This window comes from Nitrospira sp. (assembly GCA_024760525.1).
Taxonomy (GTDB): domain Bacteria; phylum Nitrospirota; class Nitrospiria; order Nitrospirales; family Nitrospiraceae; genus Nitrospira_D.
The window spans coordinates 4,118,238-4,141,927 of the sequence record CP060499.1; the positions used below are offsets into that span (position 1 = coordinate 4,118,238).

Genomic DNA, 23,690 nt, shown 5'->3' on the forward strand with positions numbered 1-23,690 from the left:
AGCCTCCTTCGTCGAACGGAGGCATTGTATGCTGACGTGATCGTTCCTCGTCATATTGCTAAGGCATTCACGTATCGTGTGCCTCCCCCCTTGGTCAGAACTCTTGAAATAGGAAGCCGTGTCCTGGTGCCGTTTGGACGAGTGGTGCTGGAAGGGGTTGTGATCTCGCTGAGCAATCACCTTTCCATTCAGATGACGGCTGGCGTCCTTAAAGAAGTCCGTTCGCTCGTTCAGGATGGACAAGATTCGACACTCCCTCCCGGACTGCTCGAACTATCCCGCAAGATTGCAACCTACTACGTTGCACCCTGGGGTCAGTGTCTCCGGCTTGTATTTCCACCGACGGCAACAAGGAAAACCCCACCCACACGATACGTTGCCACCCAGCAGGGTCACGAGGCATTGGCGACCGAGAGTTGCCCCGATCTCCTGGCGCCGACTCTCAGGCGAATTGCGCGCCGAGCCAGGGGAATATCGTCGTCTACTCTTCAACCGACTCGTCAGCGCGTTGCCTCGCGGATGATCGATGCCCTTCTCAAAAAGTCGTGGATAACGCTCGAGCCGTCGAACAACTCCGAGATCGGTCCACCAAAGCGGCACGAGAGACTCGTGGCGGACGAGCATGGTCGCAGAACGCCGATACAGACTCTTCCGATTACAGAAAAGCTTCCTGAGGTGGATTCTTCTTGGAGAACTCAAGTCGCCCATTGTCTGCAAAGTCACCGCATGAGGAAAATCGTTCTTCATGCTCCATGGCAACATCGAATCAGTAGGCTTGCCGACGCCGTTCAACAGACGCACGCAACAGAGCGATCTACCATTGTGCTCTGCGGCGAGATCGCGAGAGCGGTGTGGTTGAAAAACCTGCTCTCAACTCTCACAGGACTTCCGATTACCCTCGCACACTCGTCGTCAGGATTCGACCGATGGCAACGGCGGCAAGGACCGACTCCATCGATTGTCGTGGGAACTCGCTCAGCCGTCTTTGCCCCCCTTCGATCCATCGGACTGATTTGGGTGGACGGAGAGGAAGATCCGGCGCTCAAAGAACCTCAAGAGCCCCGTTATCACGCCCGGGAGGTGGCTGGTTTGAGAGCTGAAAGTGAGCGGGCGCTTCTTGTCCTCGCATCGGCGCATCCATCCCTTGAGTCGCGGTTCGACACCGCAGCCGAGATGTACCACGTTCCACAGGATGTTGATCCGCACCCTCACATTGAGCTCGTCGACCTCCGCAATGAAGCAGGAGGGACGTTGTTCAGCCAGAAGCTTATCTTAGCGATGCAGGAAGCGCTCGGGAACCATGCCAAGATTCTGTTGTTTCTTAATAGGAAGGGTTATGCCAGAACCCTGGTATGCCGAGACTGTGGTTGGGTGCCTCGCTGCCCCTCCTGTGCTGTGCCGCTCACATACTACCGGGAAGCCGGGAGGCTGACGTGTCGCTACTGTGGGAGGGTGGATGGGTTGCTGGATGTCTGTCCCTTGTGCCATGCATCTCGTGTGAGCCCCCTTGGAGACGGTACTGAGAGGATTGAAGCCGAAGCGCATCGTTTGTTTCCACATGCCAAGCTGGCGCGGCTCGATGGCGATACACTCCGCCGTCCTGCTTCTGCCCGTTCTCTATGGGAACGTGTGAGATCGGGGGCCTGGGATATTCTGATTGGGACGCAAGCCCTGTTTGGCCGGGAACCCCTGCCCCAGCAGGAACTGGTCGGGATCCTTCAAGCAGATTCCGGGTTACACGTCTCAGACTTTCGAGCAGCGGAACGGACCTATCACCTGCTGGTGGATGCCGTAAGCCTGGCCCGTCCGGCATCCGCCGGGGGTCGGGTCATCTTACAGACGCGGCTCCCGGCACACCATGCCGTGCAGGGCGTGCTATCAGCAAATCCTGGTCAGTTCTATGATGAAGAATTCACTGCACGTCAGCTCCTGAATTATCCGCCAGTCTGTCACTTGGCCGATCTTTCGATCACCGGAAAAGACGCGAATATTGTCGAAGAAGCGGCCAAGCACTGGGGCGCGGAGATTGGACAACCTGCCTGCAATCAGGAGCCTGTCGTCGTGTTAGGGCCGGTGCCGGCAATTAGCGGACGGCCCTCCGGTCATCATCACCATCGCATGCTGGTCAAAGCGACCGATCTCGGTATACTCAGCCGCAGGATCCATGACTCTGTCCAGCACATGGAGCGAGAGTACCACAAGGGACGGATCAAGTTTACCGTCGACGTCGATCCGGTTGAGACTGGATAGCTTACACGACTTTCTTTTTCTTGGTTGCCCGGGGCGTCGGCACTGCTGCTGATTGCTCTCCGGACATACCCTGACGCTCCCTCCGTGCTCGGCTGAACAGCCCATAAGAAAACGAGACCCAAAACACCGATGAAAAGAGACCCAGCACCACGGCTGAAAGAATCGTCCCCATCTCAGCCTCAGGAAGTGCGTCCGAAGTGCCCTTCATTTGAATCATCAACACCAATGGCCAAGCAAAACTCTCCAGGCCGAGCACCAAGGTGGACCACGCCCATATTTCCGTGATCGATTCCGCCTTCAACCATAGAAACACCCCTACGACCAAGCCCCATCCGAGCACGAGGAATGGAGACACGGTTCCCCAGATGAGCCAGAACCCGACGACGGTAACCAGAGTCCCAAGAAACAGGTTGAGGAGTCTCATGACAAGGATGAGGACAAAACAAAGGGGAGAGTCTGACGGGACCGTGCTGTGATGTCAATGGGAAGAAATGGGGAACTCTGCGCGGCAGACCGTTTAGGGGATGATTTCCTCAGCAACCGTGTCTAGAAGAACCTTGAGCTCGAATGGTTTCTGAAGAGTCCGTCGAGCTCCAAGCATCTTTGCGACATCCAAGAAATTAAGGACGCCGATCGCCTCACTTCCGCCTGTCATGGCAATGACACGAGAATTAGGAAACTCCCGCCGAAGCCTCATGATACCCTCTAATCCGTCTTGGTCGGGCATGAGAATATCCATGATGACAAGGTCCGCCGATCTGGCCCGATACCGTTCGAGTCCCTCTTTTCCATCACGAGCCTCCTCAACCTCATAGCCTGCCTGCTCCAGAGCTTCCCGTATGAGCTGGCGAACCTGGTCTTGATCATCAACGACGAGGACCGACGGCATCCGACACCTCTATCGGCAACAGCGATGGTTCCTGATCAATATGCGTCGGCGGAGCCGTGGATACCCGTGTCATGCTTCGGCGAATCTGCTGCGTCAGCTCACGGGCTTTTCGCCCCGCCGTGATGACCTGACCGATATGGCGATGAGCTTTGCTCTCGGTTGGAATCAACGCCAGTGCCAACTCACTAAAGCCCAGTACGGCCGTAAGACTGTTGTTAAACTCGTGCGCCATGGCGCCGGCCATCGGATTGACCGTCCCCATCTCGACAATCGTGGCTAAGTACGACGTTCCTGACGACAGATGGATGGGGTGAACGGCGACCTCGATCGGGAATTCAGAGCTGTCCTTTCGAACTCCGTGCAATTCCAGAGCTCCCTCCTTACTGCTCGATGAAGAGGCTGAACGGCTATTGGCACGGAGGTCCTGCTGCCACACACGACCCCGGGAAGACAGCAAGCATTCAACAGGCCGGCCCAACAACTCCTCACGAACATAGCCGAACATGTGTTCGATCATCCCGTTGACCAAGGAGATAGTTCCGTCGTGATGAATCATGAGCATGCCGCCGGGGACCGATTCCATGACGGTCTTGAATTGAAGCTCTCGCTCCTCCGCCATAGTCACGACGAGCTTGTAGTCCGTGATGTCTTCAATGGTTCCAGACATCCGAATCGCCTGGTCTGTTGAACCTCGCATGAGGACGCCGCGGCAGCGGATAAACCGAATATCGCCGCTGGGCTGGATGATTCTGCACTCGATGTCGTATGGACGATCGGAACTGAGCGTCTCCTCGACGAGGGTGCGAACACGATCACAGTCCTCCGGATGAAGGGCCTTCTTAAAGGTGTCATATGTCGGCGGCACCGAACCTGGTTCGTATCCAAAGATGCGGTATTGCTCAGCCGACCATACCGCGCCATGGTCGAGACCCCATGCCCAATGATGCATCTCAACACTCGCGTGCGCGTGCTCACGGTGATTATCAACGTGAGAACCTTGGATGTCAGTCCTCTTCCGGCAAGACATATCCGAGAAACAGACTAGGAACGACGCGCTTCCATCCCACATGATTGGGGCTGCCGAGAGCTCCACATCAACGGGTTGTCCGTCAAGACGCAGGAATCGGGTTTCAAGCGTCTTGGTCGAATAACTTGACGCCTCTATCTGCACCATCAATGGTCGTGCGACCTCCTGGGAGTCGCAATGGATGATGTCACAAAAGTGTTTTCCAATAAGCTGTTCGGCCGACGAGGCTCCGAGAATCTTCAGACCGGTCCTGTTGACATATGCGACCCTTGTTTCGGTCGTGACCAACATTCCTTCTGAGGCAAGATCACACAGGAAGGTCGGGGAAGGCATCTTGTGCAGATCCGCTTCCAGCTGCCGGATGTGTGACACATCATTCATCACCCAGATGACCGACGTCAGCCGTCCCGCCTGGTCCACCACCGGAGTCAGCGTCACTTCATTCCAAAACGACGTACCGTTTTTACGGTAGTGGCGCAGGGACACTCGGCAGGCACTTCCGTCTTGAAGAGCCAACGCGAGCTTTTCTATCGAAGCTCGATCGGTATCCGGCCCACTCAAGATCGCCGTCGTCTGACCGACTATCTCGTGTTCAGCGTAGCCGGTCAGTATGAGAAAGGCGGGATTGACATAGACCACGGGATGATGTGGGAACGTTGCATCCGTCACGAATACGCCGCAATTCGTCGCCGCAATGACCCGTGACTTCAAGACATTTTCGCGGCGGTATCGAATGGCTATCCAAAGAGAGGCGCTGAGAAGGAGGATCAACCCTAGGAAGAGACCAGCAGTCATGTGGAACAACCTCCGGTCTGCGTGTATAGAGTTGTTACGAATACGAAGAAACTGAGGTAAGTCTATAGAGATCCGGGAGGAATGCCCAGATATGAACGTTATTTGCAGGCTAGAATTTTGCCCCTAGAAATGGTAGAGCCGAATGCTGTCGGACTATCCTTGGCGTTTCACGAAGAAGGCAGCCGCTTGCGCGCGCCGCGTGATGCGGAGCTTCTGAAACACATTCGCCAAATAGTTCTTGACCGTCTTGTCGCTGAGGCCCAGAGCGACTGCGATTTCCTTGTTCGTCTTCCCCTCGGCCACCAGCGCGACAACCCGTTCTTCCTGGGACGACAGCTGATCTGAGCCCGGAGTCGCCGGCAGATCGTGCAATCCTCTCAGCCACCGCAGCGCCCGTTCTGTCACACCGGAATCTAAGATCGATTGGCCCCTGGCGACCGAACGGATCGCTTCCAGCAAGCCCGGTGAGTCGATTTCCTTCAGGACGTAACCATGAGCCCCGGCGAGTACTGCAGCGAGAACGGAATCATCGTCGGCGTAGGATGTCAGGAAAATCACCCGTGTGCCCGGCAAGACTCCGAGAATCTCTCGGCACGCATCAACCCCGGAACCGTCGGGGAGGCGGACATCCATCAAGACCACGTCAGGCTTCAGCTTCTGCGTTTGCTGGACCGCCTCAGCCATCGTGCCCGCTTCCCCCACCACCGTGACACCCTGGGTTTGGCCGAGTACCGTCCGAAGCCCCACGCGAATGACTTCATGATCGTCCACGAGCAACACTCGAATGGTGTGAGTTTTAGTTGTGAGCATAGTGCGCGTCCTTTGGGAGATCGAGCAGGATTTTCGTTCCCTTGAAAGGTTTTGACTGCAGCGCAAACAACCCGCGGACCTTTTGAGCCCGTGCCGCCATGTTGGCCAACCCATAACCAATTCCTTGAGCCGATCGTGCATTGAAGCCGACTCCGTCATCGGTAATGGAAAGACGAACCGACTGGCTGAGCTCTCGAAACGACACAGTGATCCGTGTGGCTCGACTGTGACGCAATGCGTTACTGAGCCCTTCCCGTACGATATTCATGATATGAAGCGCGTGCTCCGTTGAAAGCCGACGCGCGGCTGGGTTGTCGATTCTTACCATACATCTGGCCGCCGAAGAACCTGCCATGCTTTTCACCATGGTTCGCAGAGCGGTCGGAAAGTCACCGCCTTGTATGACGTGAGACTCTAGGCCGGCGATAAAATTCCGCACCTCGCCCATCACTTGGTTGAGTTGCCCGATCGCCTGATCGAGCGTCCTGATAAATTTTCCAGCCATGTGTTCCGGCTGCTGCCTGATCATCGGTTTGCACGTCTCTAGTCCGAGGCCAACCGCATACAACGATTGGAGAAGACCGTCGTGGAGATCCTGGCTGATCCGTTCCCGCTCTTGAAGAGCCGCGCTCAAATCCCGTTCGCGTTGCAAGAGCATCTCTTCCATGCGCTTCCGTTCTGTAATATCGGTTGCGGCGCCAAGCACCATGTGAGCCCGCCCGTGGTCGTCGAAAATCGGCCTCTTCACGGTCTGCACCCAGCGCGTTCGTCCGCTCGCATCGGTGATTCTCTCCTCCGGGATAAACCGATCCCGCCCGGAATTCATCACCTCAAGATCGTTTTGCCGAAAGAACTCGACCTCCTCCGCATTGCTATTGAAATCAGCGTCGGACTTCCCGGTCAGATCTTCCACCGTCGTGCCGTACCAATCGGCGACAGCTTTGTTGGCCATCGTAAAGCGGCCTTCCCGGTCCTTGGCGAAGATGAGGTCCGGATCCGTGTCGATGACCTGTCGCAAGAATGTATGGGAGCGGTGCAGCTCCGCCTCCGCCCGCTTGCGGTCTCCCACATCCCTCAGAATCGCGCAGCCATATTCTTTGCCTGCATACTGCAAGTAGTTGACGGTGACTTCCGCCTCCAAAACACTTCCGGTTCGTGACCGATAGGTTGACTCGAATGTGAGCGAGCCTTGTTGCTTCAGGTTATTCCAATGACCCTGCCACCGTTCTACCTCAACGCTCGGATCGATATCATGCACGGTCATGACGATCAGCTTTTCGCGCGGGTAGTCCAACATTCGACAAGCGGTGTCATTGACGCTAAGAATTCTGGCGCTGGAGTCCACCCACAACACCGCCTCGACCGCCCTATCCACGGAGAATTGGGTCAACCGTAGCGCCTCTTCCACCCGCTTGCGCTCGGTGATGTCCTCGATAATGGCGACCATAAAATGATCGGTGGCCCCCGCAAGAGTCAATCGTGTGGCGTTGACCACAACCCAGACAGCCTGGCCGTCCTTCCGCACGTACCGCTTCTCTATACGGTAGCCTTGCCGGAGGCCTGCGTGCATTTCGTCAGTGAGTGCCAGGTTCTTGGAGAGATCGTCGGGATGGGTGAAGCGCGCATAGGTTTGTCCGAGGAGCTCCTCCGAAGAGAATCCCACAAGCTTACAGAAAGCCTGATTCACCTTCACGTACCGCTTTTCTCCGTCCAGTACCGTGATGCCAAGCGGAGCTTCCTCCACCAGCAACCGGAAGCGCTCTTCGCTCGCCCGTAACGCCTCTTCGGCCCGCTTGCGGTCGGTGATGTCCTCGTGGGCAACCACGACTCCTTCCCCGTCGCCCGCCAAGGCGGTGGCGCGCAGAACGAACCAGCGCTGCTCCGTGGGTGTATGGCAGGGATACTCGATGGTAAAGGCCCCTTGCCGTCCCGTGCGGACCTCTTCGATGCCGTCGAGAATCATCTGCGTCGGTACGTCTTCCTTCAGGACTTGGCGACAGATGCCCAGATAGTTCATGCCGATTCCTGTATTCAAGGAAGGCACCGTCCCGTTGGCACTGGCGAATCGCCTCCAGGCTTCGTTGACGGCCACAATCGCGCCTTCGTGATTCAGCACAGCGATGTGAGCAGACAATGAATTCAAAATGCCGCGGCCCAGTTCTCCGCTTACCCGCAGAGCTTCTTCTGCTCTCTTGCGTTGCGTGATGTCACGGACGAAGGCACAGTGGAATTCCTGCCCTTCATAAGCGAGGAAACTGACGCGAATGTCGATCGGGACGAGCCGCCCATCCTTGGCCCGATGGTTGGTCTCGAAGGACATGGTCCTGTTTCGCCGCGTCTCCTCCCAGAAGCCCGGCCACATGGACGCCGGAAAATCCGGATTGAGGTCATGCACCGTCATGCCGAGGAGCTCGTCTCTCGAATAGCCCACCATGAGGCTGGCGGCCTCATTCGCATAGAGGATCTTGGCGTACGGATCGATCCAGTAAATCGCGTCCACTGCCTGATCCATGGCGAATTGGGTCTGGCGCAACCGTTCCTCCGCCCGCTTACGTTCCGTGATGTCGGAAAACAGGCCGAGTATGGCGGGCTTGCCGTTCCACATGATCCGTGCGGCTTCCACCTGAACTGGAACGGATGTTCCATCTATCTTGAGATATGTTCGCTCCGCGCTATGGACAGAAACCCCGCCTGCGAGCAACCGTGTGATGTTCTCACGGACTTCTTGATGATGGTCCGGATGGATAAACTCAAAAATCGATCGATCCAGAATTTCCTTGGCATCTCTCCCGCCCATGATGAAGATACCGGTTCGGTTGATGTAGACCGTCCGACCTTCACAGATGACGAAGACGCCTGACGGGGAAAGCTCCACCAACGTCCGGTACCGTTCTTCGCTCTCCCGTACTGCCGCTTCAACGTGCTTCAATGCCGTAATATCTCGACCGATACCGGTCATGCCGATGAGCCGGCCGCCACGATCCTTCAGCACGGCGCCGGTCCAGTGGTAGGGAATGGTCCGTCCGTCTTTCGTCACCAAGTGACATTCAACTTCCGCAGTCCCCGCTTCAACCACCTGTTGCATGGCCGCCGCAAGTTTCGGCCGCTCCTCTTCCGGAACGAATGTCAGCGCCGGACGATGCATCAATTCTTCGGGGGAATAGCCGCTGATGTTCCAGACGTGCTTATTCCAATTGACGACCTTCCCCTCGAGATCCAGGGTATACATGATGTCGGGAACGGTCTCGGTGATGTTCTGAAGATCGTGGAGGGCGACTGAGAGGGTCTCCTCCATCCGTTTGCGATCCGTAATGTCGGTATGCGATCCGAGGAGGCGGATTCGTCGGCCGTCGGCTTCCGTCACAAAGGAGGCTCGTGATTCGATCCATCGATAGGTCCCATCCTTGTGCCGCATGCGGAATTCCTGCCGATAGTCGCTCTCAGCGCTTGTCAGGTAGTCCTGCACATACGCGATGGCTCGATCATGATCGTCCGGGTGCAGCCGCGTTTCCCACGTGTCGAATGAGTCCGCCAGCTCCGTGTCTTCGTATCCAAGCTGTCGTTTCCATTCCCTAGAAAGCACGACCTCTTTCGTGTCCGTGTTCCAGTCCCATAACCCGGTCCCCGACGCCTGGAGGGCTTGTCGGAGTTTTTCTTGCGAGGTCCGTAGCATGGCGTCCGTGCGCTTCCGCTCGGTAATGTCCCGTGAGTTGACGATGACGCTGCAGCGTCCTTCAGGATCACACACCGCCCGACCGATTCCTTCGAAATGGCGCCATGAGCGGTCCTTGTGACGAAAGCGAAATTCCGCAATTTGAGGGACTCCAAGCCGCTGGATGAGCAACTGGAACTTTTCCATCACAACGGGAAGATCCTCCTGATGAATGAACTCAAAGGCGATCTGCCCGTCGAGCTCGTGTTGCGCGTAACCGAGCAATCGTTCGAAGGAGGGGCTTTCAAACCGAATCGTGCCGTCCAAATCAAGCACCGTGATGATGTCCGAGGAATGCTCGATCAGCGCGCGGAAGTGAGCTTCGCGCTGTTGCAGCGCGGACTCCGCCCGCTTGCGATCGGTCACATCCAAGGCTGTTCCGGACAGACGAAGGGGCTGCCCGCCGCCGTCGCGGTCCACTTCGCCGCAGCAGTGAATGGTGCGTATCTCGCCATCGGGCCGGACGATCCGGCATTCGATGTCATAGGTTGACGCTCCGGCCAACGCGCCATCGAACGACGCCAGGACCCGGTCATGATCGTCCGGAAGAATTGCCGAGACAAAGGTGTCGAACGTCACCTCGCGTGATTGCGGCTCGTACCCGAATATACGGTAGAGCTCATCTGACCAGTGCACCGCGCCGTTCCCGATATCCCAGTCCCAACTCCCCAAGTGAGCAAGGGCTTGCGCCACATGGAGGTGGCGAGTTCGTTCGTGCAGCACACGGTCCCGTTCGGCAAGGTCACGCGCCAAGTCGGCGACCTGCTTGCGCAGCAGATCCCATTCAGGAAGGTGGCTCGTTGGACTCATGATGAGGCTCCTTGCTGCGTGACACCGATCCTCTATCGATGGTCAGCTCAGCTCATGGGAGTAACCGCTTCCCCCTCGCGAATCGATGAGTGAATGTGGCTTTCGCCAAGAATATTTCTTCGCCTTGGACTGAAGCTACTGGTTCCTAAGAAAAGGTCTCAAGAGGGCACCAGTGTCCTATGGGAATAGAGGAAAGTCTAGATCCAAATGGACCCAGAGCCGGAAGTAGACTCGGGGCAGACGTTCAGGCCGATGGCGTCCACGGCGGGTCTCGAACCCCCACGGCTCTTGCCGCGCACCTCTCAACGATGCGTGTTAGCTGGAGGTCTCATCGGCGTCTTTGGGAAGATCAAGCAGAATTCTTGCCCCTCGATGAGGCTCCGCCCGGACGGCGAACAGGCCGCCGACTTTTTGAGCCCGCGCCGCCATGTTTTCCAACCCGTGACCGACCCCATGGGCCGACCGTGGATTGAATCCGATGCCATTGTCAGTAATGGCCAGACGGACCGAACCGATCAGCTGTCGCAATGATACGGTAATGCGTGTGGCATGGCTGTGACGAAGGGAGTTACTCAACCCCTCCCGCACAATGTTGATGATATGAAGGGCGTGCTCGGTTGAGATATGCCGGCCAGCTGCATCGTCGATCCGCACCCGACATGTGGCCGACGAAGAAGCGCACATGGTTTGGACCATGGTGCGTAAGGCCGTCGGGAGGTCTCCGCCTTGCATAAGGTGAGACTCGAGACCGGCGATGAAATTGCGGATCTCCCCCATGACTTGGTTGAGTTGCCCAATGGCCTGATCAAGTGTCGTCAGAAATTTTTCAGCGACGTGTTCCGGTTGTTCCCTGATCAGCGGCTTACACGTTTCCAACCCGAGCCCGACCGCATACAGCGATTGGAGGATCCCGTCGTGGAGATCCTGGCTGATCCGTTCCCGTTCTTGAAGGGCCGCGCTCAAATCCCGTTCGCGTTGCAGAAGCATTTCTTCCATTCGCTTCCGCTCGGTGATGTCGGTCGACGCGCCAAGCACCATGTGGGCGTGCCCATGGTCATCAATAATGGGCCGCTTGATGGACTGTAACCATCGCATCTTGCCGGACCAATCCGTGATTTTTTCCTCCGCGATAAAGCATTCCTGCAACGAGTTCATGACCTGGAGATCCTTCTGACGAAAGAACTCCACCTCTTCTCCGTTGGGGTTAAAATCAGCATCCGACTGACCGATGAGGTTTTCCACAGTGGTTCCGTAACAATCAGCGACCGCCTTGTTGACCATCGTAAAGCGTCCTTCGCGATCCTTGGCAAAAATAAAATTCGGATCGCCGTCGATCACCTGCCGCAAGAAGGCATGGGACCGGCGTAACTCGTCCTCGGCACGTTTCCGATCCGTGATGTCATCCCCCACCGTCACACTACATTGTTTGCCCTTGAGCTCGATCAGCTCCGACGACAACAGGAACTGGCGAACTTCGCCATGTTTGCTTCGCAGTTTGACTTCCATGTTGCGGATCGACCCCACACGCTTCAATAGATCGACAAAACGTATTCGTTCCTCGGCCGAATACCAGACGCCTAGCTCCAAAGTGGTGTGTCCCTCGACTTCGTCATTGCGATAGCCCAACAGCTGACACGCGGCATCATTGACCTCCACCAGCCGACCGGTGTCTACCTCGCTGATGACCACAGGATGCGGGCTCGCCTGGAACGCCTTGGCAAACCGTTCCTCGCTGGCACGCAGTGCTTCTTCCGCATGCTTGCGCTCGGTGATATCGTCGCACACGATCAGCGCCAACGGTTCTCCATCCAGGCTTTGCAGCACACGCGCAAACTCGCGGACCCAGAGCACCGTGCCATCGTTCCGCACCTTGCGGAATTCCCATTGCGCCACGCCTTCCGGATGACGAAAGAACGCTTCCATTTCAGCACAAACACGCTCTCGGTCTTCTTTAAAAAACACCGTCGTCACCGACTTCCCCACCAGATCCTCGACGCCATAGCCCAAGTACTGCGCGCCGTACTGGTTGACGGACCGGATCATTCCCGTACCGTCCACGGTGAAATACATCGAGGGCGTTTCATCATAGAGGGTCCGGTATCGTTCCTCGCTTTGACGCAATGCGTCCAGTGCCGATTGGTGGTCCAGCTCGCTGCCGAGCCATCTCGCCATGAGTTGGATGAAATCCCGTTCGGACTCGGTATAACGTTTGTCGCGGGGTTCGACACTTGCGAAGTACAGTGTTCCATAGGTGCGTTCCAGTCCGTTGACCACGGCCCCGATATACGATTCCAACTTCAGCGTCGCGTAGGCTGGATGCTGGCGCCATATCGGAGACGCACCGGCATGCTCGAAACTCAACGTCCCGCTCTGGCGAAGGGTCTCGCTGCAGTACGTGTTGCACAGAGGCACGCGCATGCCTGGATGGAAAGCCGAGTCGGGTGCGTTGACCGGGCCCATCTCCAAGGCTTCGCCCTGAACAAAGGTCTCGACGCCGATCGGAAGGTCGAAAAATCGGCACCCGAGCTGTAGCAGGGCTTCGACCCGCTCTTGAAACGACTGCCCCTGCGCCGACGAGATATCGTGGAGCGCGCGGATGGCTTGCCGGCTCTTCCAGAGGGCCTGTTCCGCCTGCCTTCGTTCGGTGATGTCTTTACTGAGTACGATCATGCAGGATTTGCCGTTGTATTCAATTCGCTCGGCGGACATCAGGCAATCGCGGTGCTCACCGCTGGCCGTATCAAAAGCAACCTCGAAATTACGGATCGAGCCCTCGCGGTTCACTCTTTCAATGAAGCGAACTTGAGTGTCCAGCGGCAACCAATGTTCAAGCTCATCTCCCTTGCGGCCGACCACATCCTCTCGAGGATACTCAAGGCAGGTGAGACAGGCCTCGTTGACGTCAAGCCACCGGCCCGAGTCAAGCTCCACCAGAATCATCGGGTCCGGGCTCGACCGGAACGCTTTGGAGAACAGTTCCTCGCTGGCCCGCAGCGCGTCTTCCGCCTGCTTACGCTCAGCGACATCGGAAACAAGGTTAAGAATGGCGGGTTTGCCGTCCCACATGATCCGTGCGGCTTCGACTTGAACGTGGATCGGTGTTCCATCCCTCTTCAAATAGATTCGTTCCGCGCTATGAACGGAATCCCTCCCGGTGAGTAACCGTTTCATATTTTCACGGACGTCGTGGTGATAATCCGGATGGATGAAATCAAACATCGGCCGTTCGAGAATTTCCCGTGGATCATTCGCTCCCATAAGAATGGCGGTCGTGTGGTTGGCATACACGGTCTGTCCTTCACGGAAGACGAAGACTCCGGATGGTGAAAGTTCAACCAACGCCCGGTACCGGTCCTCACTCTCCCGCACCGCTTCCTCCATCCGTTTACGATCTGTGATGTCGGTATGCGAGCCGAGAAGGCGAATCCGGCGACCGTCGGCTTCCGCCACAAACGAGGCACGGGCTTCGACCCATCGGTATGTTCCATCCTTGTGCCGCAGGCGAAACTCCTGCCGATACTCTCCCTGACGTGCACGCACGTACTCCCGCACATACGCAATGGCGTGATCATGATCATCCGGGTGTAACAGCGCCTCCCAGGTCTCGAATGAGTCGTGGAGTTCCGTCTCCCCGTATCCAAGCTGGCGTTTCCACTCATCTGAGAGACTCATATCCTTCGTTTCAGTATTCCAGTCCCATAGTCCAATTCCCGATGCTTGGAGGGCCTGACGGAGCTTTTCCTGTGAGGACCGCAACATCGCCTCTGTGCGCGTGCGCTCCGTAATATCCAGGACGGAGCCGGACATGCGACACGGCTTTCCATTGTCGTCACGCAGGACCTCGCCGCAGCAATGAATCATCCGCACGTCGCCGTTAGGACGAACGATTCGATACTCCACATCGTACGGCGCCTTTCCCCCCAAGGCATCATTGATTGAAGCGACAACCCGGTCGTGCTCTTCTGGAAGCAGTGCCGATACAAAGATCTCGAAGGTCATGTGGTGAGATCCAGGTTCAAGGCCGAAGATGCGATACAGCTCGTTGGAGCATCGGACTTCGCCGCTCTCGATCTCCCAGTCCCAGCTACCCAGATGAGCCAGAGATTGGGCAACACGGAGGTGCCGAGTTCGTTCGTGCAACACACTGTCTCGCTCCGCCAGTTCATGGGACAGATCGGCGACCCGTTTGCGCAGCAAATCCAAAACAGAAAGATTACCCGTAGAGATCATGTGAGACTCCTTGCCGTGTGATGGGGCCGACCGATTGAAGACGAGTTGAGGATCACAGACGCGAACGAATCAAACGACGATGAGATGGTAGGGGTCGGCTTGGGGTGAGACGATCTCATCGCAGGTCACTCAGGCGTACGAGAAGAGATCAAAAATGGGCTAGTGTCCTACGAGATGGGGATGAAAGTCCAGATCCGAATGAGCCAGAGACCCTAAGAAGAGAACCGGGGAGTGATGTTCGGAATCAATACTGCCGAAAGCGAGATTGTATGAAGAGGGCTTCCGTAAGTCCTTGATGATTTTGGCAATCCCTGGTCATCCCTATTAGAAGCACCGGAGATTACGGCCATATGATTCAGTTCGTACTGACTCGCCGCTCCTGGAACCACGCTTTCGCCACATCTCTGCCACACTCGAGCTGCCCGCCCGACTCACGGGTTATGGGTCTCATAATTAGAGTTGCAACATCTAGTCAAAAGACGCCCGTGCGGGATAGAGTAGTTACCGGACAACTCGAGTCTCCGCAGTGCACGAAGCCTATTCACAAACCATTGACCTCGGGAGGGAGTGTCGTGCCAACAGATGAGCCAAGCATAAACGTCATCATCGACCACTTGGTGCCTACGCAGATTTCTGCGGATACCGGCATCTTTGAGCTCTCGACTCTCATGTCCCTTGAGACGGGCTTGAATCACATCGCGATGACAGTGTGGCAGAAGGAAGAGCCGTTGCGGCGCAGGGACGCTGCAGCGAAGCGTGCCGCTCACCCCGGTACCGACCCACGGGAGGCTCGCTTGCTGGAAAGTTACTTCCACTGGTTTGGAGTGTCGTTGAGTACCTATGTGAATCTCGTGGGCCTTCTGGCTTCCCTAAACAACGGCGCAGCCAGCCGCAAGGACCTGAAGAACAAGGCCGGACGAAAGCGTATAGCCGCTGCCTGCAAGGCTTACGTAACTGGGATCCCTGAGATCAAAGACGTCCTAATTTGGCGGAATAAAGTTGCAGGCCACTTCGCGATGACCGATCCCAGAGAAGACGACAACCACATGGTCACGCTCGACATGTCTGCCATGCATCCGATTTCTCTCTTGGCGCGCAGGTACCACGTGCGCCAGTGGAATCTGGGGCATAACGCGAGCGGTGGACCTATGTATGAGTTTCCCCCATGGTCGATTACAGAAGTCTATGAGCGCTTGGCGCCGAGATATTGGCCATCGTTTCGATGGCCGGAAGCCGAGACCCTCACGGCGCCTCGTTCTCCTGTTGAACGCCCCTCAAGATGAGCTATGAGACAGCCAAGAAGCAACCCGAGCCATACAACAAGATGGTGCGGGTGAGTTGCCAGAGAAGAGAGGGGACATGGTGGGTGTGGTAAGAAAGGCGGCTCTCCACCAAGTTACTGAATCCGTTGGACTATGAAGAAAGATGGTGCCGAAGGCGGGACTTGAACCCGCACGGCTTTCGCCACACGCCCCTCAAACGTGCGTGTCTGCCATTCCACCACTTCGGCACTCAGCAGGATGTTGACACGAAGCCTGCATCAACGCTTTTAGTCAACATAGAGGGGAAAGGAGGTGCATTATAGAAGTAGGGTAAAATTCTTGTCAATGAACCATGCCTCCGGTAGAATTGGCCTCTCATTTTGTAACTCGGACGGCGCCTTTATGATACGGACTGATCAACGAAGCCTCTCAGCCACCGTTGCGGCATTCTTTGATGTCGACAATACCATCTTGCCAGGCGAAGCGAGCGAAGTGAGATTTTTCCGCTGGCTGTGGCGCCGCGGTATCGTCGGCTGGCCCGAAGCTCGCGACAGTGTGTCGTGGCTCCTGCGGCATTTCCCGCCTCTATCGTTGCATCCGCTCCGCGAACGTAAGCTCTACCTGGCCGGGAAGCCTTCGCAAGTGATCCAACCCTTGGGTGAGGAATTCTGTCGAGAGGAATTATGTCCTCGTGTCTCTCCCACAGCCATGCGCATGCTCGACGAGCATCGCCGGGCGGGCCATGCCATCATCTTCGTGACGGGTTCCATCGATTTCCTGATTGCCCCCGTCGCTGACGCACTTCGGGCCGATCGGTGCTTTGCCAGTCAGTTGGAGCAACAGAACGGCCTCTACACCGGCTTCCTTGTGCCTCCCCTTCCCTATGGAGAGGGGAAACGCCAACTGATCGATCGATTGACCCATGAACTGACGCTTGATCTGTCCCAGTGCTACGCCTATGGAGACAGCCCCGGTGATTTGGACTTGCTCCGTGCCGTAGGACACCCGACGGTGGTGAATCCCATCCGTGGAATGGCCTCCATCGCCCGGCGTAAGAACTGGCCTGTTGTCAAATGGCAATGAGCGGCGGCTTGTGATCGGTTCGACTATCTTCCTCGCCGAATCCCCCGACCGACACATCGGCGAGCCCACACCTTTCCCATGCGCGTGACAGAAATCTTCCATAGTGTTCAGGGTGAATCCACTTTCGCCGGGAGGCCCTGCGTATTCGTACGCCTGACCGGTTGCCCTCTTCGTTGCGTCTGGTGTGACACGGAATACGCGTTCTTCGGAGGAACGGACCAGTCCATCGCGGACATTCTCGAACAGGTGCGGTCCTACGGTTGTCCGCTGGTTGAGGTGACCGGTGGGGAACCGTTGGCACAGCCGGACACGGCCGTGTTGCTGCGTCGGTTGTGTGAAGAAGGATTCACGGTTCTCCTCGAAACCAGCGGGGCCGTCGATACGTCCGTCGTCGACCCCTCCGTGCGCATCATTCTGGATGTGAAATGTCCAGGGAGCGGCATGATGGACCGGATGCACTGGCCCAATGTGGAACGGTTACGACCACTGGATGAAGTGAAATTTGTCATCCAAGACCGCCGTGATTATGAATGGGCGAAACACGTGCTGGATCGCTTCCGATTGCCCGAGCGCTGTCCTGTCCTCTTCAGCCCGGTATTCGGCACGCTGGATCCCCGCCACTTGGCTGAATGGCTGCTGGCAGATCGTCTGCCGATTCGCCTTCAGCTGCAACTGCACAAGCATATTTGGGCACCCGATATGCGAGGAGTATAGGGCCATCACTCGTCACGGGGGATGTGTGAAGGCCGGGGATGATCGGTGATCGACGGATGACATCGGCCGATTGATAGACAAAGGAGAATCGAATGCAGATCATGCGGGTTGAGCCAAAACAAGGACGGGTTAACACCGAGATGACGGATGCGCTGGTCATCCTGCATTGTGAAGGAGCGGGATGGTCCAAAGAAGACGGGGCGGTGTTGGACCGGTCTCTCGGTGGATCGCTCAACGAACTTCTGCAATCGAAGGAGTTCGAAGGAAGGGCTAATGAGGTGGTGCTGTTCCATACGCATGGCAAAATTCCAGCAAAGCGGCTGATTCTCGTCGGTCTCGGCAAGAAACATGAGCTCAGTTTGGATCAGATTCGCCAAGCTCTGGGATATGCGGTTAAACGAGTGCGCCAAGCGAAATCCGGCGTTTTTACGGTGGCGCTGCCGAGCTTAGTGCCTCGTGGCACCTCACCGATGGATGTGGCACAGGCCATGGCCGAAGGAGCCATCTTGGGGAGCTATCAATTTACCGCCTATCGGAGTGACACTCCGACAGGCAAGGACGTGACGGCAATGACCATTCTGGCTCCTCAGAAAACTCAGCTGCGTCAGTTGTCTGAAGGGATTCGTCGCGGTGTCGCGACGGCTGAAGCCACCGTGTTTGTCCGGGACCTATGCAACCATCCTTCCAATGTGATGACACCGACGAAGATCGCCATCGAGGCGAAGGCCGTGGCGAAAGAAGCCGGTATCAGCCTGAAAATCCTCGAGCAGAAGGACATGGAAGAACTTGGCATGGGCGCGTTACTCGGTGTGGCGAAAGGCAGCCATGAACCGCCGAAATTCATCATTCTCCAGTACCACGGAGCCAAGAAGAAAGACGACCGGCCGGTGGTTTTCGTCGGGAAGACCATCACGTTCGACACCGGCGGGATCTCTCTCAAGCCCGCAGAGAATATGGAGCAGATGAAGGCCGACATGACCGGCGGAGCAGAAGTGCTGGCTGCGGTGCGAGCGGCAGCTCGGCTGAAGCTACCCCTCAATCTCATCAGCATTCTTCCGGTGGCGGAGAACATGCCCGGGGGACGGGCGATGAGGCCCGGCGACGTCGTCAAGACGCTTTCCGGCAAGACGGTGGAAGTGCAGAACACCGATGCCGAGGGTCGCCTGATCCTTTCCGACGGCCTTGCCTACGCAACCCGATTCAAACCGGCCGCGCTCATCGACATTGCCACGCTGACAGGGGCGTGTGTCGTCGCGCTCGGTCAGTTCGCGATCGGCATGTTCGGCACGGATGCGAACTTGAAAGACGCCATCCGTAAGGCCGGTCTCCGCGCGGGTGAGCGCGTGTGGGAAATGCCGCTGTGGGAAGAGTATTTTGAGCAATTACGCAGCGATGTGGCCGACATGCGGAATATCGGCGGACGTGGGGGCGGCATGATCACGGCGGCTCTGTTCTTGAGCAAGTTCGTCGGCGACTGTCCCTGGATCCATCTCGACATCGCCAGCACCGATTGGAGCGAACGAGAACGGGCGTATATTCCCAAAGGCCCAACCGGCATTGGGACGAGGCTGTTGATCCAGTTCCTCATCACTCGCTCCCTGTAAACGAGAGAACGAATGCAGACCATTTCTCGCGACCAGATCGGCCAGCTCTTCATGATAGGGTTCGACGGTACCACCGTTTCATCCGACCTGGCCGCGCTTATCACAGAGTATAAGCCGGGTGGAGTGATCCTGTTTGCGAGAAACCTCGAATCCGTCCCACAGATCATTGACTTGACGAACCACCTCCAGCGCTGCAGCCCCCATTCCCCACTATTAATTTCCATCGATCAAGAAGGGGGACGTGTCTCACGGTTGCCGAAAGAATTCACGATTTTCCCGCCATGCGAGGTTCTGGGACGATGTCGCTCCTCTGAACTGGCCTACGCGGCAGCAGCAACGACCGCAAAGGAGCTCAAGGCCGTCGGCATCAACATGAATATGTCCCCGGTGTTGGATGTGAACAGCAACCCGACGAATCCGGTGATCGGTGATCGGGCTTTCGGGTCAGTCCCCGAGCTGGTCTCTCAATTAGGGTTGGCTACGGTGGGTGGTCTTCAGGACAATCGTGTGGTGGCTTGTGGGAAACACTTTCCCGGGCATGGCGACACCAATTCGGACTCGCACAAGGAATTGCCCGTCGTGACGGCGGCACGCGAACGACTCGAGCGAATTGAGTTTCCACCGTTCAGGCATGCGGTGGCAAACGGCGTGGCGACGCTGATGACGGCCCATGTTTTGTATCAAGCGTTGGACGACACCCGCCCTGCGACGCTGTCTCCAACGATCATTGGGAGATTTCTTCGTGAGGAGTTGCACTATGACGGGGTCGTATTGACGGACGATCTCGAAATGCACGCGATCATCGATCATTACGGCATCGGAGACGCGACGGTTCAGGCCATTCAGGCCGGCTGCGATATGCCTCTGATCTGCAAAGATCGCAACAGAGTCGTGGCCGCATTCAACGCGGTTGACAAGGCCGTCGGGAATGGGGACATTTCTGCTGCACGGCTGGCACAATCCCTCGCCCGGATTCGCCGATTGAAAGAACGTTACCTGCTTCCCTATCGACCGGTCACGATTTCTGACGCAAAGCTTGCGGTCGGCTGCCGAAGCCACAAGGCCCTCTTGCGTTCCATCAATCAGGCGCGCGAACGATTCGCGAAAATCGACACCTGAACGGGACGATTCGCCTCTTCATTGTTCGCCAGCCCCACGCACACCCACACTGGCCTCAGTCGGCCTTGCTCCCTTCTCACGTCTTATGGCATCATGGGCATTTCTGGGGAGCCTTATGGCCTCATTGCTCGAGTACGTTGGATCTGTCCATATTTTTCTTGGACCCTACCGGGGCAATCCCATCGCTTTGTACTTGAAGCGGACAGAGTCTGGTTGCCAGATTGGGCCGAAGGTGTATCCCTGGAACGATGTGACGGGTATCGGTGAGACCCCCAACAAAGCCGCGGCTGATTTCGAGGAAAAATGGAAGACGAAGGGCTTAACTGCGGATATGTATTCGGGTCCGGCCTGGGAACGAGGTATTAAGCCGGAGAAACCCGCGCCACCAAAGCCGGCTACACCTCCGCCCAAACCTGCTGCTGCCCCCAAGCCTGCTGTAGCTCCGGCAGGTAGTACCTCTCCAAGCTCTCCCCCACCCACGTCTGCTACGGCTGCGGTTCAAACGGCTGCTGCCCCGGGTGGAGAAACTTCTACTCCTGCGCCTGCTTCTGCGACACAGCCGACCGGAAAGTCGGACTAGCTGTCTTTACCCCTGACTCATTGAGATATTCCGTCACGGCTGACGGGTGGCACGGCCAGTTTACTGTGGTTCATTCCATAGAAGGCATAGACGAAAATGCCGATGATCGTCCACACCCCAAAGCGGATCCACGTGACCCAAGGCAAACCCGCCATGAGGTACAGACACGCCCCAATGCTCAGGATCGGTACAAGAGGCATGAAGGGCAGACGAAAGGGACGGGGCTGATCCGGCTTCGTGTACCGGAGCAGCATGACACCAAAGCAGACGAGCACAAAGGCGAAGAAAGTCCCGATGTTGGTCATATCGGCCGCGTCCCCGATGTGGAACAGCGCCGCCAGGATTGCGACAGCCAGCCCTGTTATAATCGTGGCGCGATGCGGGGTTCCGAACGTCGGATGAACCTTGGATAAGCCTGGACTCAGAAGTTGATCGCGTGACATCGCAAAAAACACGCGAATTTGTCCAAGCATCATGACGACCAGCACACTGGTAATACCCGACACAGCTCCGATGGCGACGATGGTAGCGCCCCATTTAAACCCTACGAGACTGAGCGCTTCGGCTACTGGAGCGTGAATATCGATCTGGGTCGCGGGGACCAAGCCGGTGAGCACAGCAGCCACAGAAATATAGAGTACGGTACAGACCGCCAACGAGCCAAGTATCCCCAACGGAACATCTCGTTGAGGGTTTCGAGCCTCCTCTGCAGCAGTTGAGACGGCATCAAATCCTATGTACGCAAAAAAGATGATGGCGGCAGCGGCCCGGACCCCCTCGAACCCGTTGGGCATGAACGGTGTCCAATTGTCCGCGTTCACGGCGGGAGCCCCGACGGCGATGAAGAAGAGGATGACCGCAAGTTTGAGCAGCACGATCACGCCGGCCGCCCGGGCACTTTCTTTGATTCCTATCACGAGGATCGCTGTGACCAGCAGCACAATGATTGCGGCCGGGAAATTAGCGATACTTCCCTCTGGCCCGCCGGCCCAATGAGGTGGATTGGTTGCCCAATAGGGCAATTCCAGTCCCGCGAGCTTCAGCAATTTATTGAAGTAGCCGGACCAGCCGATGGCCACCGCTACGCAGGCGACACCGTATTCGAGGATCAGATTCCACCCCGTGAGCCAGGCGAGAAACTCTCCCAGTGTGGCATACGAAAAGGTGTAGGCCGACCCAGCGACGGGGATCATGGCCGCGAACTCGGCGTAGCAGAGCGCGGCTAATGCACAGGTGAGCCCGGAGAGGACGAACGAGAGAATAATCCCAGGTCCAGCTCCCGGCCGCTGAGCATCGCCCACAATCGCGGTCCCCACCAGGACGAAGATGCCGGTCCCAATGATCGCGCCGATCCCAAGTGCCGTCAGATCCCAGGCTGTCAATGTCTTCTTGAGTCGATGTTCCGGACGGTCGGCGTCGGCGAGGATTTGGTCGATGGATTTCGTCCGGAGAAGTCGGCTTCTCACGGTCTCTCCCAGCCCAAGCTGCTAGGATTGGCAGTGGTGGGATCTATGACTGGAGGTCCCATAAAGGTCAAGTATAGCAGGGGAATGCTGATGCTGACCGATTGTGATCGCTCGAAGGGCACGTCACATTCATGAGCGGGTTCGTCGAGCCGCGCGCAATAAGGCTTCGAACAGCCGCCGATGGACCGCATGACGCTCAAATAAAAATTCGGGATGCCACTGAATAGCAAGCAGAAATCGATGCCCGGGAGATTCGATCGCTTCTATGATGCCGTCGGGTGCAACGGCACTTGCGATAAGCGACGGAGCCACCGTCTTGACCGATTGGTGATGGGAACTATTGACCATGAGCTTCTCGCTTGCGACGACCTTGTTCAGGAGACTCTTGAGAGCCACGGTGACCGCATGCGAGACATGGATGGCCTTCCTCTTTTGACGATGGTCCATCGCGTTCGGAACTTGTGCGGGAATGTCCTGAAAGAGACTGCCTCCGCACGCGACATTGATCGCTTGCATACCTCCGCAGATTCCTAGCAACGGGAGGTCTCGCATTCTCGCCTGACGGACTAACTCCAGCTCAAAATCGGCGCGGCGCTCACTGACCAGCGGAAACTTGTAGCGCTGTCGCTCTCCGTAAAGACTGGGCGGAAGGTCCGGCCCGCTGCCGGTCATGAGGAGTCCGTCGACCCTGTCCAGAAGCCGACGTCGAGCGGAAGGCTCAGCCACTAAGGGAAGGATAAGAGGGATTCCACCGAGTTCTTCGATGGCTCGAATATAGCGGGCTCGCAGGAAGTAGGTCGGCTCTCGCCCACCCATGTCTTTCCTGTCACCGGCATTGAAGTCTGGCGTCACGCCGATGACAGGGTTCATATCACTGAGCGGGGTGGCTCATCGGTGCAGAGGCAGCCGGCGCGCCCTCGTTTTCAGCAGCCACACCGAGGAACCGGACCGGACGATCACCGCTGAGATGCTCGGGAGTAATCACGTAGGTACCGTACATGCTGGGGATCCAGATACTCTTTGCCGTTGGTTCACTGAAACCCGAGAAAACATAGGCCAAGCCACCGACAATACCCCCACCGATGGCAAATGCCGCTTTGAACGGAAAATATAAAATAGTCGCAGCGGCAGACGCAGCTCCCATACCCGCACCAGAAGCCGTCCCTTGCTGCGTATCGGCGGAGGACGACTGACTCCAGGCCGGAGCCGCGACCATCGAACAGTAGGTGATGATAACCATGAATATAACAATCGGGAGTCTCACGTGCGTCGCCTCCTTCCGCTCAAAACCGACAGCCAAATCGAGCCGCGAGTCATCATGCTGTGGCACTGCCATGCG

At 57.0% G+C, this 23,690-nt stretch carries 15 protein-coding genes and 1 tRNA gene; 6 read left to right on the forward strand and 10 right to left on the reverse strand.

The genetic code is table 11. The features are described from left to right. Window positions 1-36 precede the first annotated feature (36 nt). Window positions 37-2,250, forward strand: coding sequence for a primosomal protein N' (gene priA, locus H8K04_19325; GenBank protein UVT15918.1), 2,214 nt, complete (start codon window positions 37-39; stop codon window positions 2,248-2,250). A gap of 1 nt (window position 2,251) precedes the next feature. Here the strand turns inward: priA and H8K04_19330 are convergent, their stop codons facing one another. The 6 genes from H8K04_19330 to H8K04_19355 form a co-directional block, all read right to left on the reverse strand. Next, complete coding sequence (locus H8K04_19330; GenBank protein ID UVT15919.1) at window positions 2,252-2,674, reverse strand: hypothetical protein; 423 nt, start codon at window positions 2,672-2,674, stop codon at window positions 2,252-2,254. 93 nt (window positions 2,675-2,767) lie between these two features. Further along, a complete protein-coding gene (locus tag H8K04_19335; GenBank protein ID UVT15920.1) occupies window positions 2,768-3,139 on the reverse strand; it encodes a response regulator in 372 nt (123 codons plus the stop codon). After that, window positions 3,117-4,961 (reverse strand): PAS domain-containing protein, encoded by a 1,845-nt coding sequence (locus H8K04_19340; GenBank protein UVT15921.1) that lies wholly within the window; start codon window positions 4,959-4,961, stop codon window positions 3,117-3,119. Before H8K04_19340 ends, H8K04_19335 begins: the two co-directional genes overlap by 23 nt. A gap of 153 nt (window positions 4,962-5,114) precedes the next feature. Then, window positions 5,115-5,771 (reverse strand): response regulator transcription factor, encoded by a 657-nt coding sequence (locus tag H8K04_19345; protein UVT15922.1) that lies wholly within the window; start codon window positions 5,769-5,771, stop codon window positions 5,115-5,117. After that, window positions 5,758-10,293 carry a PAS domain S-box protein gene (locus H8K04_19350; protein UVT15923.1) on the reverse strand — a complete coding sequence of 1,512 codons (4,536 nt, stop codon included), beginning with the start codon at window positions 10,291-10,293 and terminating at the stop codon, window positions 5,758-5,760. Before H8K04_19350 ends, H8K04_19345 begins: the two co-directional genes overlap by 14 nt. Window positions 10,294-10,608: 315 nt before the next feature. Next, window positions 10,609-14,523, reverse strand: coding sequence for a PAS domain S-box protein (locus H8K04_19355; protein ID UVT15924.1), 3,915 nt, complete (start codon window positions 14,521-14,523; stop codon window positions 10,609-10,611). A 572-nt stretch (window positions 14,524-15,095) separates the two neighbouring features. On the opposite strand from H8K04_19355, the gene H8K04_19360 reads away from it, so the two are divergent. Next, a complete protein-coding gene (locus H8K04_19360) occupies window positions 15,096-15,806 on the forward strand; it encodes a hypothetical protein (protein ID UVT15925.1) in 711 nt (236 codons plus the stop codon). A 143-nt stretch (window positions 15,807-15,949) separates the two neighbouring features. On the opposite strand, the gene H8K04_19365 is transcribed toward H8K04_19360, so the two are convergent. Beyond that, window positions 15,950-16,033 (reverse strand) — tRNA-Leu (locus tag H8K04_19365). 154 nt (window positions 16,034-16,187) lie between these two features. Between H8K04_19365 and H8K04_19370 the strand changes: the two genes are divergently transcribed. The 4 genes from H8K04_19370 (at window position 16,188) to nagZ (ending at window position 20,305) form a co-directional block, all read left to right on the forward strand. Then, a complete protein-coding gene (locus tag H8K04_19370; GenBank protein UVT15926.1) occupies window positions 16,188-16,868 on the forward strand; it encodes an HAD family hydrolase in 681 nt (226 codons plus the stop codon). A 78-nt stretch (window positions 16,869-16,946) separates the two neighbouring features. Next, window positions 16,947-17,582, forward strand: a complete 636-nt coding sequence (gene queE / locus H8K04_19375; GenBank protein UVT15927.1) for a 7-carboxy-7-deazaguanine synthase QueE — start codon at window positions 16,947-16,949, stop codon at window positions 17,580-17,582. A 92-nt stretch (window positions 17,583-17,674) separates the two neighbouring features. Beyond that, a complete protein-coding gene (locus tag H8K04_19380; protein UVT15928.1) occupies window positions 17,675-19,186 on the forward strand; it encodes a leucyl aminopeptidase in 1,512 nt (503 codons plus the stop codon). 12 nt (window positions 19,187-19,198) lie between these two features. Then, on the forward strand, window positions 19,199-20,305 hold the full coding sequence (gene nagZ / locus H8K04_19385) for a beta-N-acetylhexosaminidase (protein UVT15929.1): 1,107 nt from the start codon (window positions 19,199-19,201) through the stop codon (window positions 20,303-20,305). 597 nt (window positions 20,306-20,902) lie between these two features. Here nagZ and H8K04_19390 read toward each other — a convergent pair. The 3 genes from H8K04_19390 to H8K04_19400 all read right to left on the reverse strand — a co-directional run bounded on the left by H8K04_19390 (window position 20,903) and on the right by H8K04_19400 (window position 23,687). Then, window positions 20,903-22,351, reverse strand: coding sequence for an amino acid permease (locus tag H8K04_19390; protein ID UVT15930.1), 1,449 nt, complete (start codon window positions 22,349-22,351; stop codon window positions 20,903-20,905). Between the two features lie 129 nt (window positions 22,352-22,480). Next, window positions 22,481-23,221, reverse strand: a complete 741-nt coding sequence (locus H8K04_19395) for a gamma-glutamyl-gamma-aminobutyrate hydrolase family protein (protein ID UVT15931.1) — start codon at window positions 23,219-23,221, stop codon at window positions 22,481-22,483. 1 nt (window position 23,222) lies between these two features. Continuing rightward, entirely contained in the window at window positions 23,223-23,687 is a 465-nt protein-coding gene (locus H8K04_19400) for a hypothetical protein (GenBank protein UVT15932.1), read from the reverse strand. Window positions 23,688-23,690: the final 3 nt, after the last annotated feature.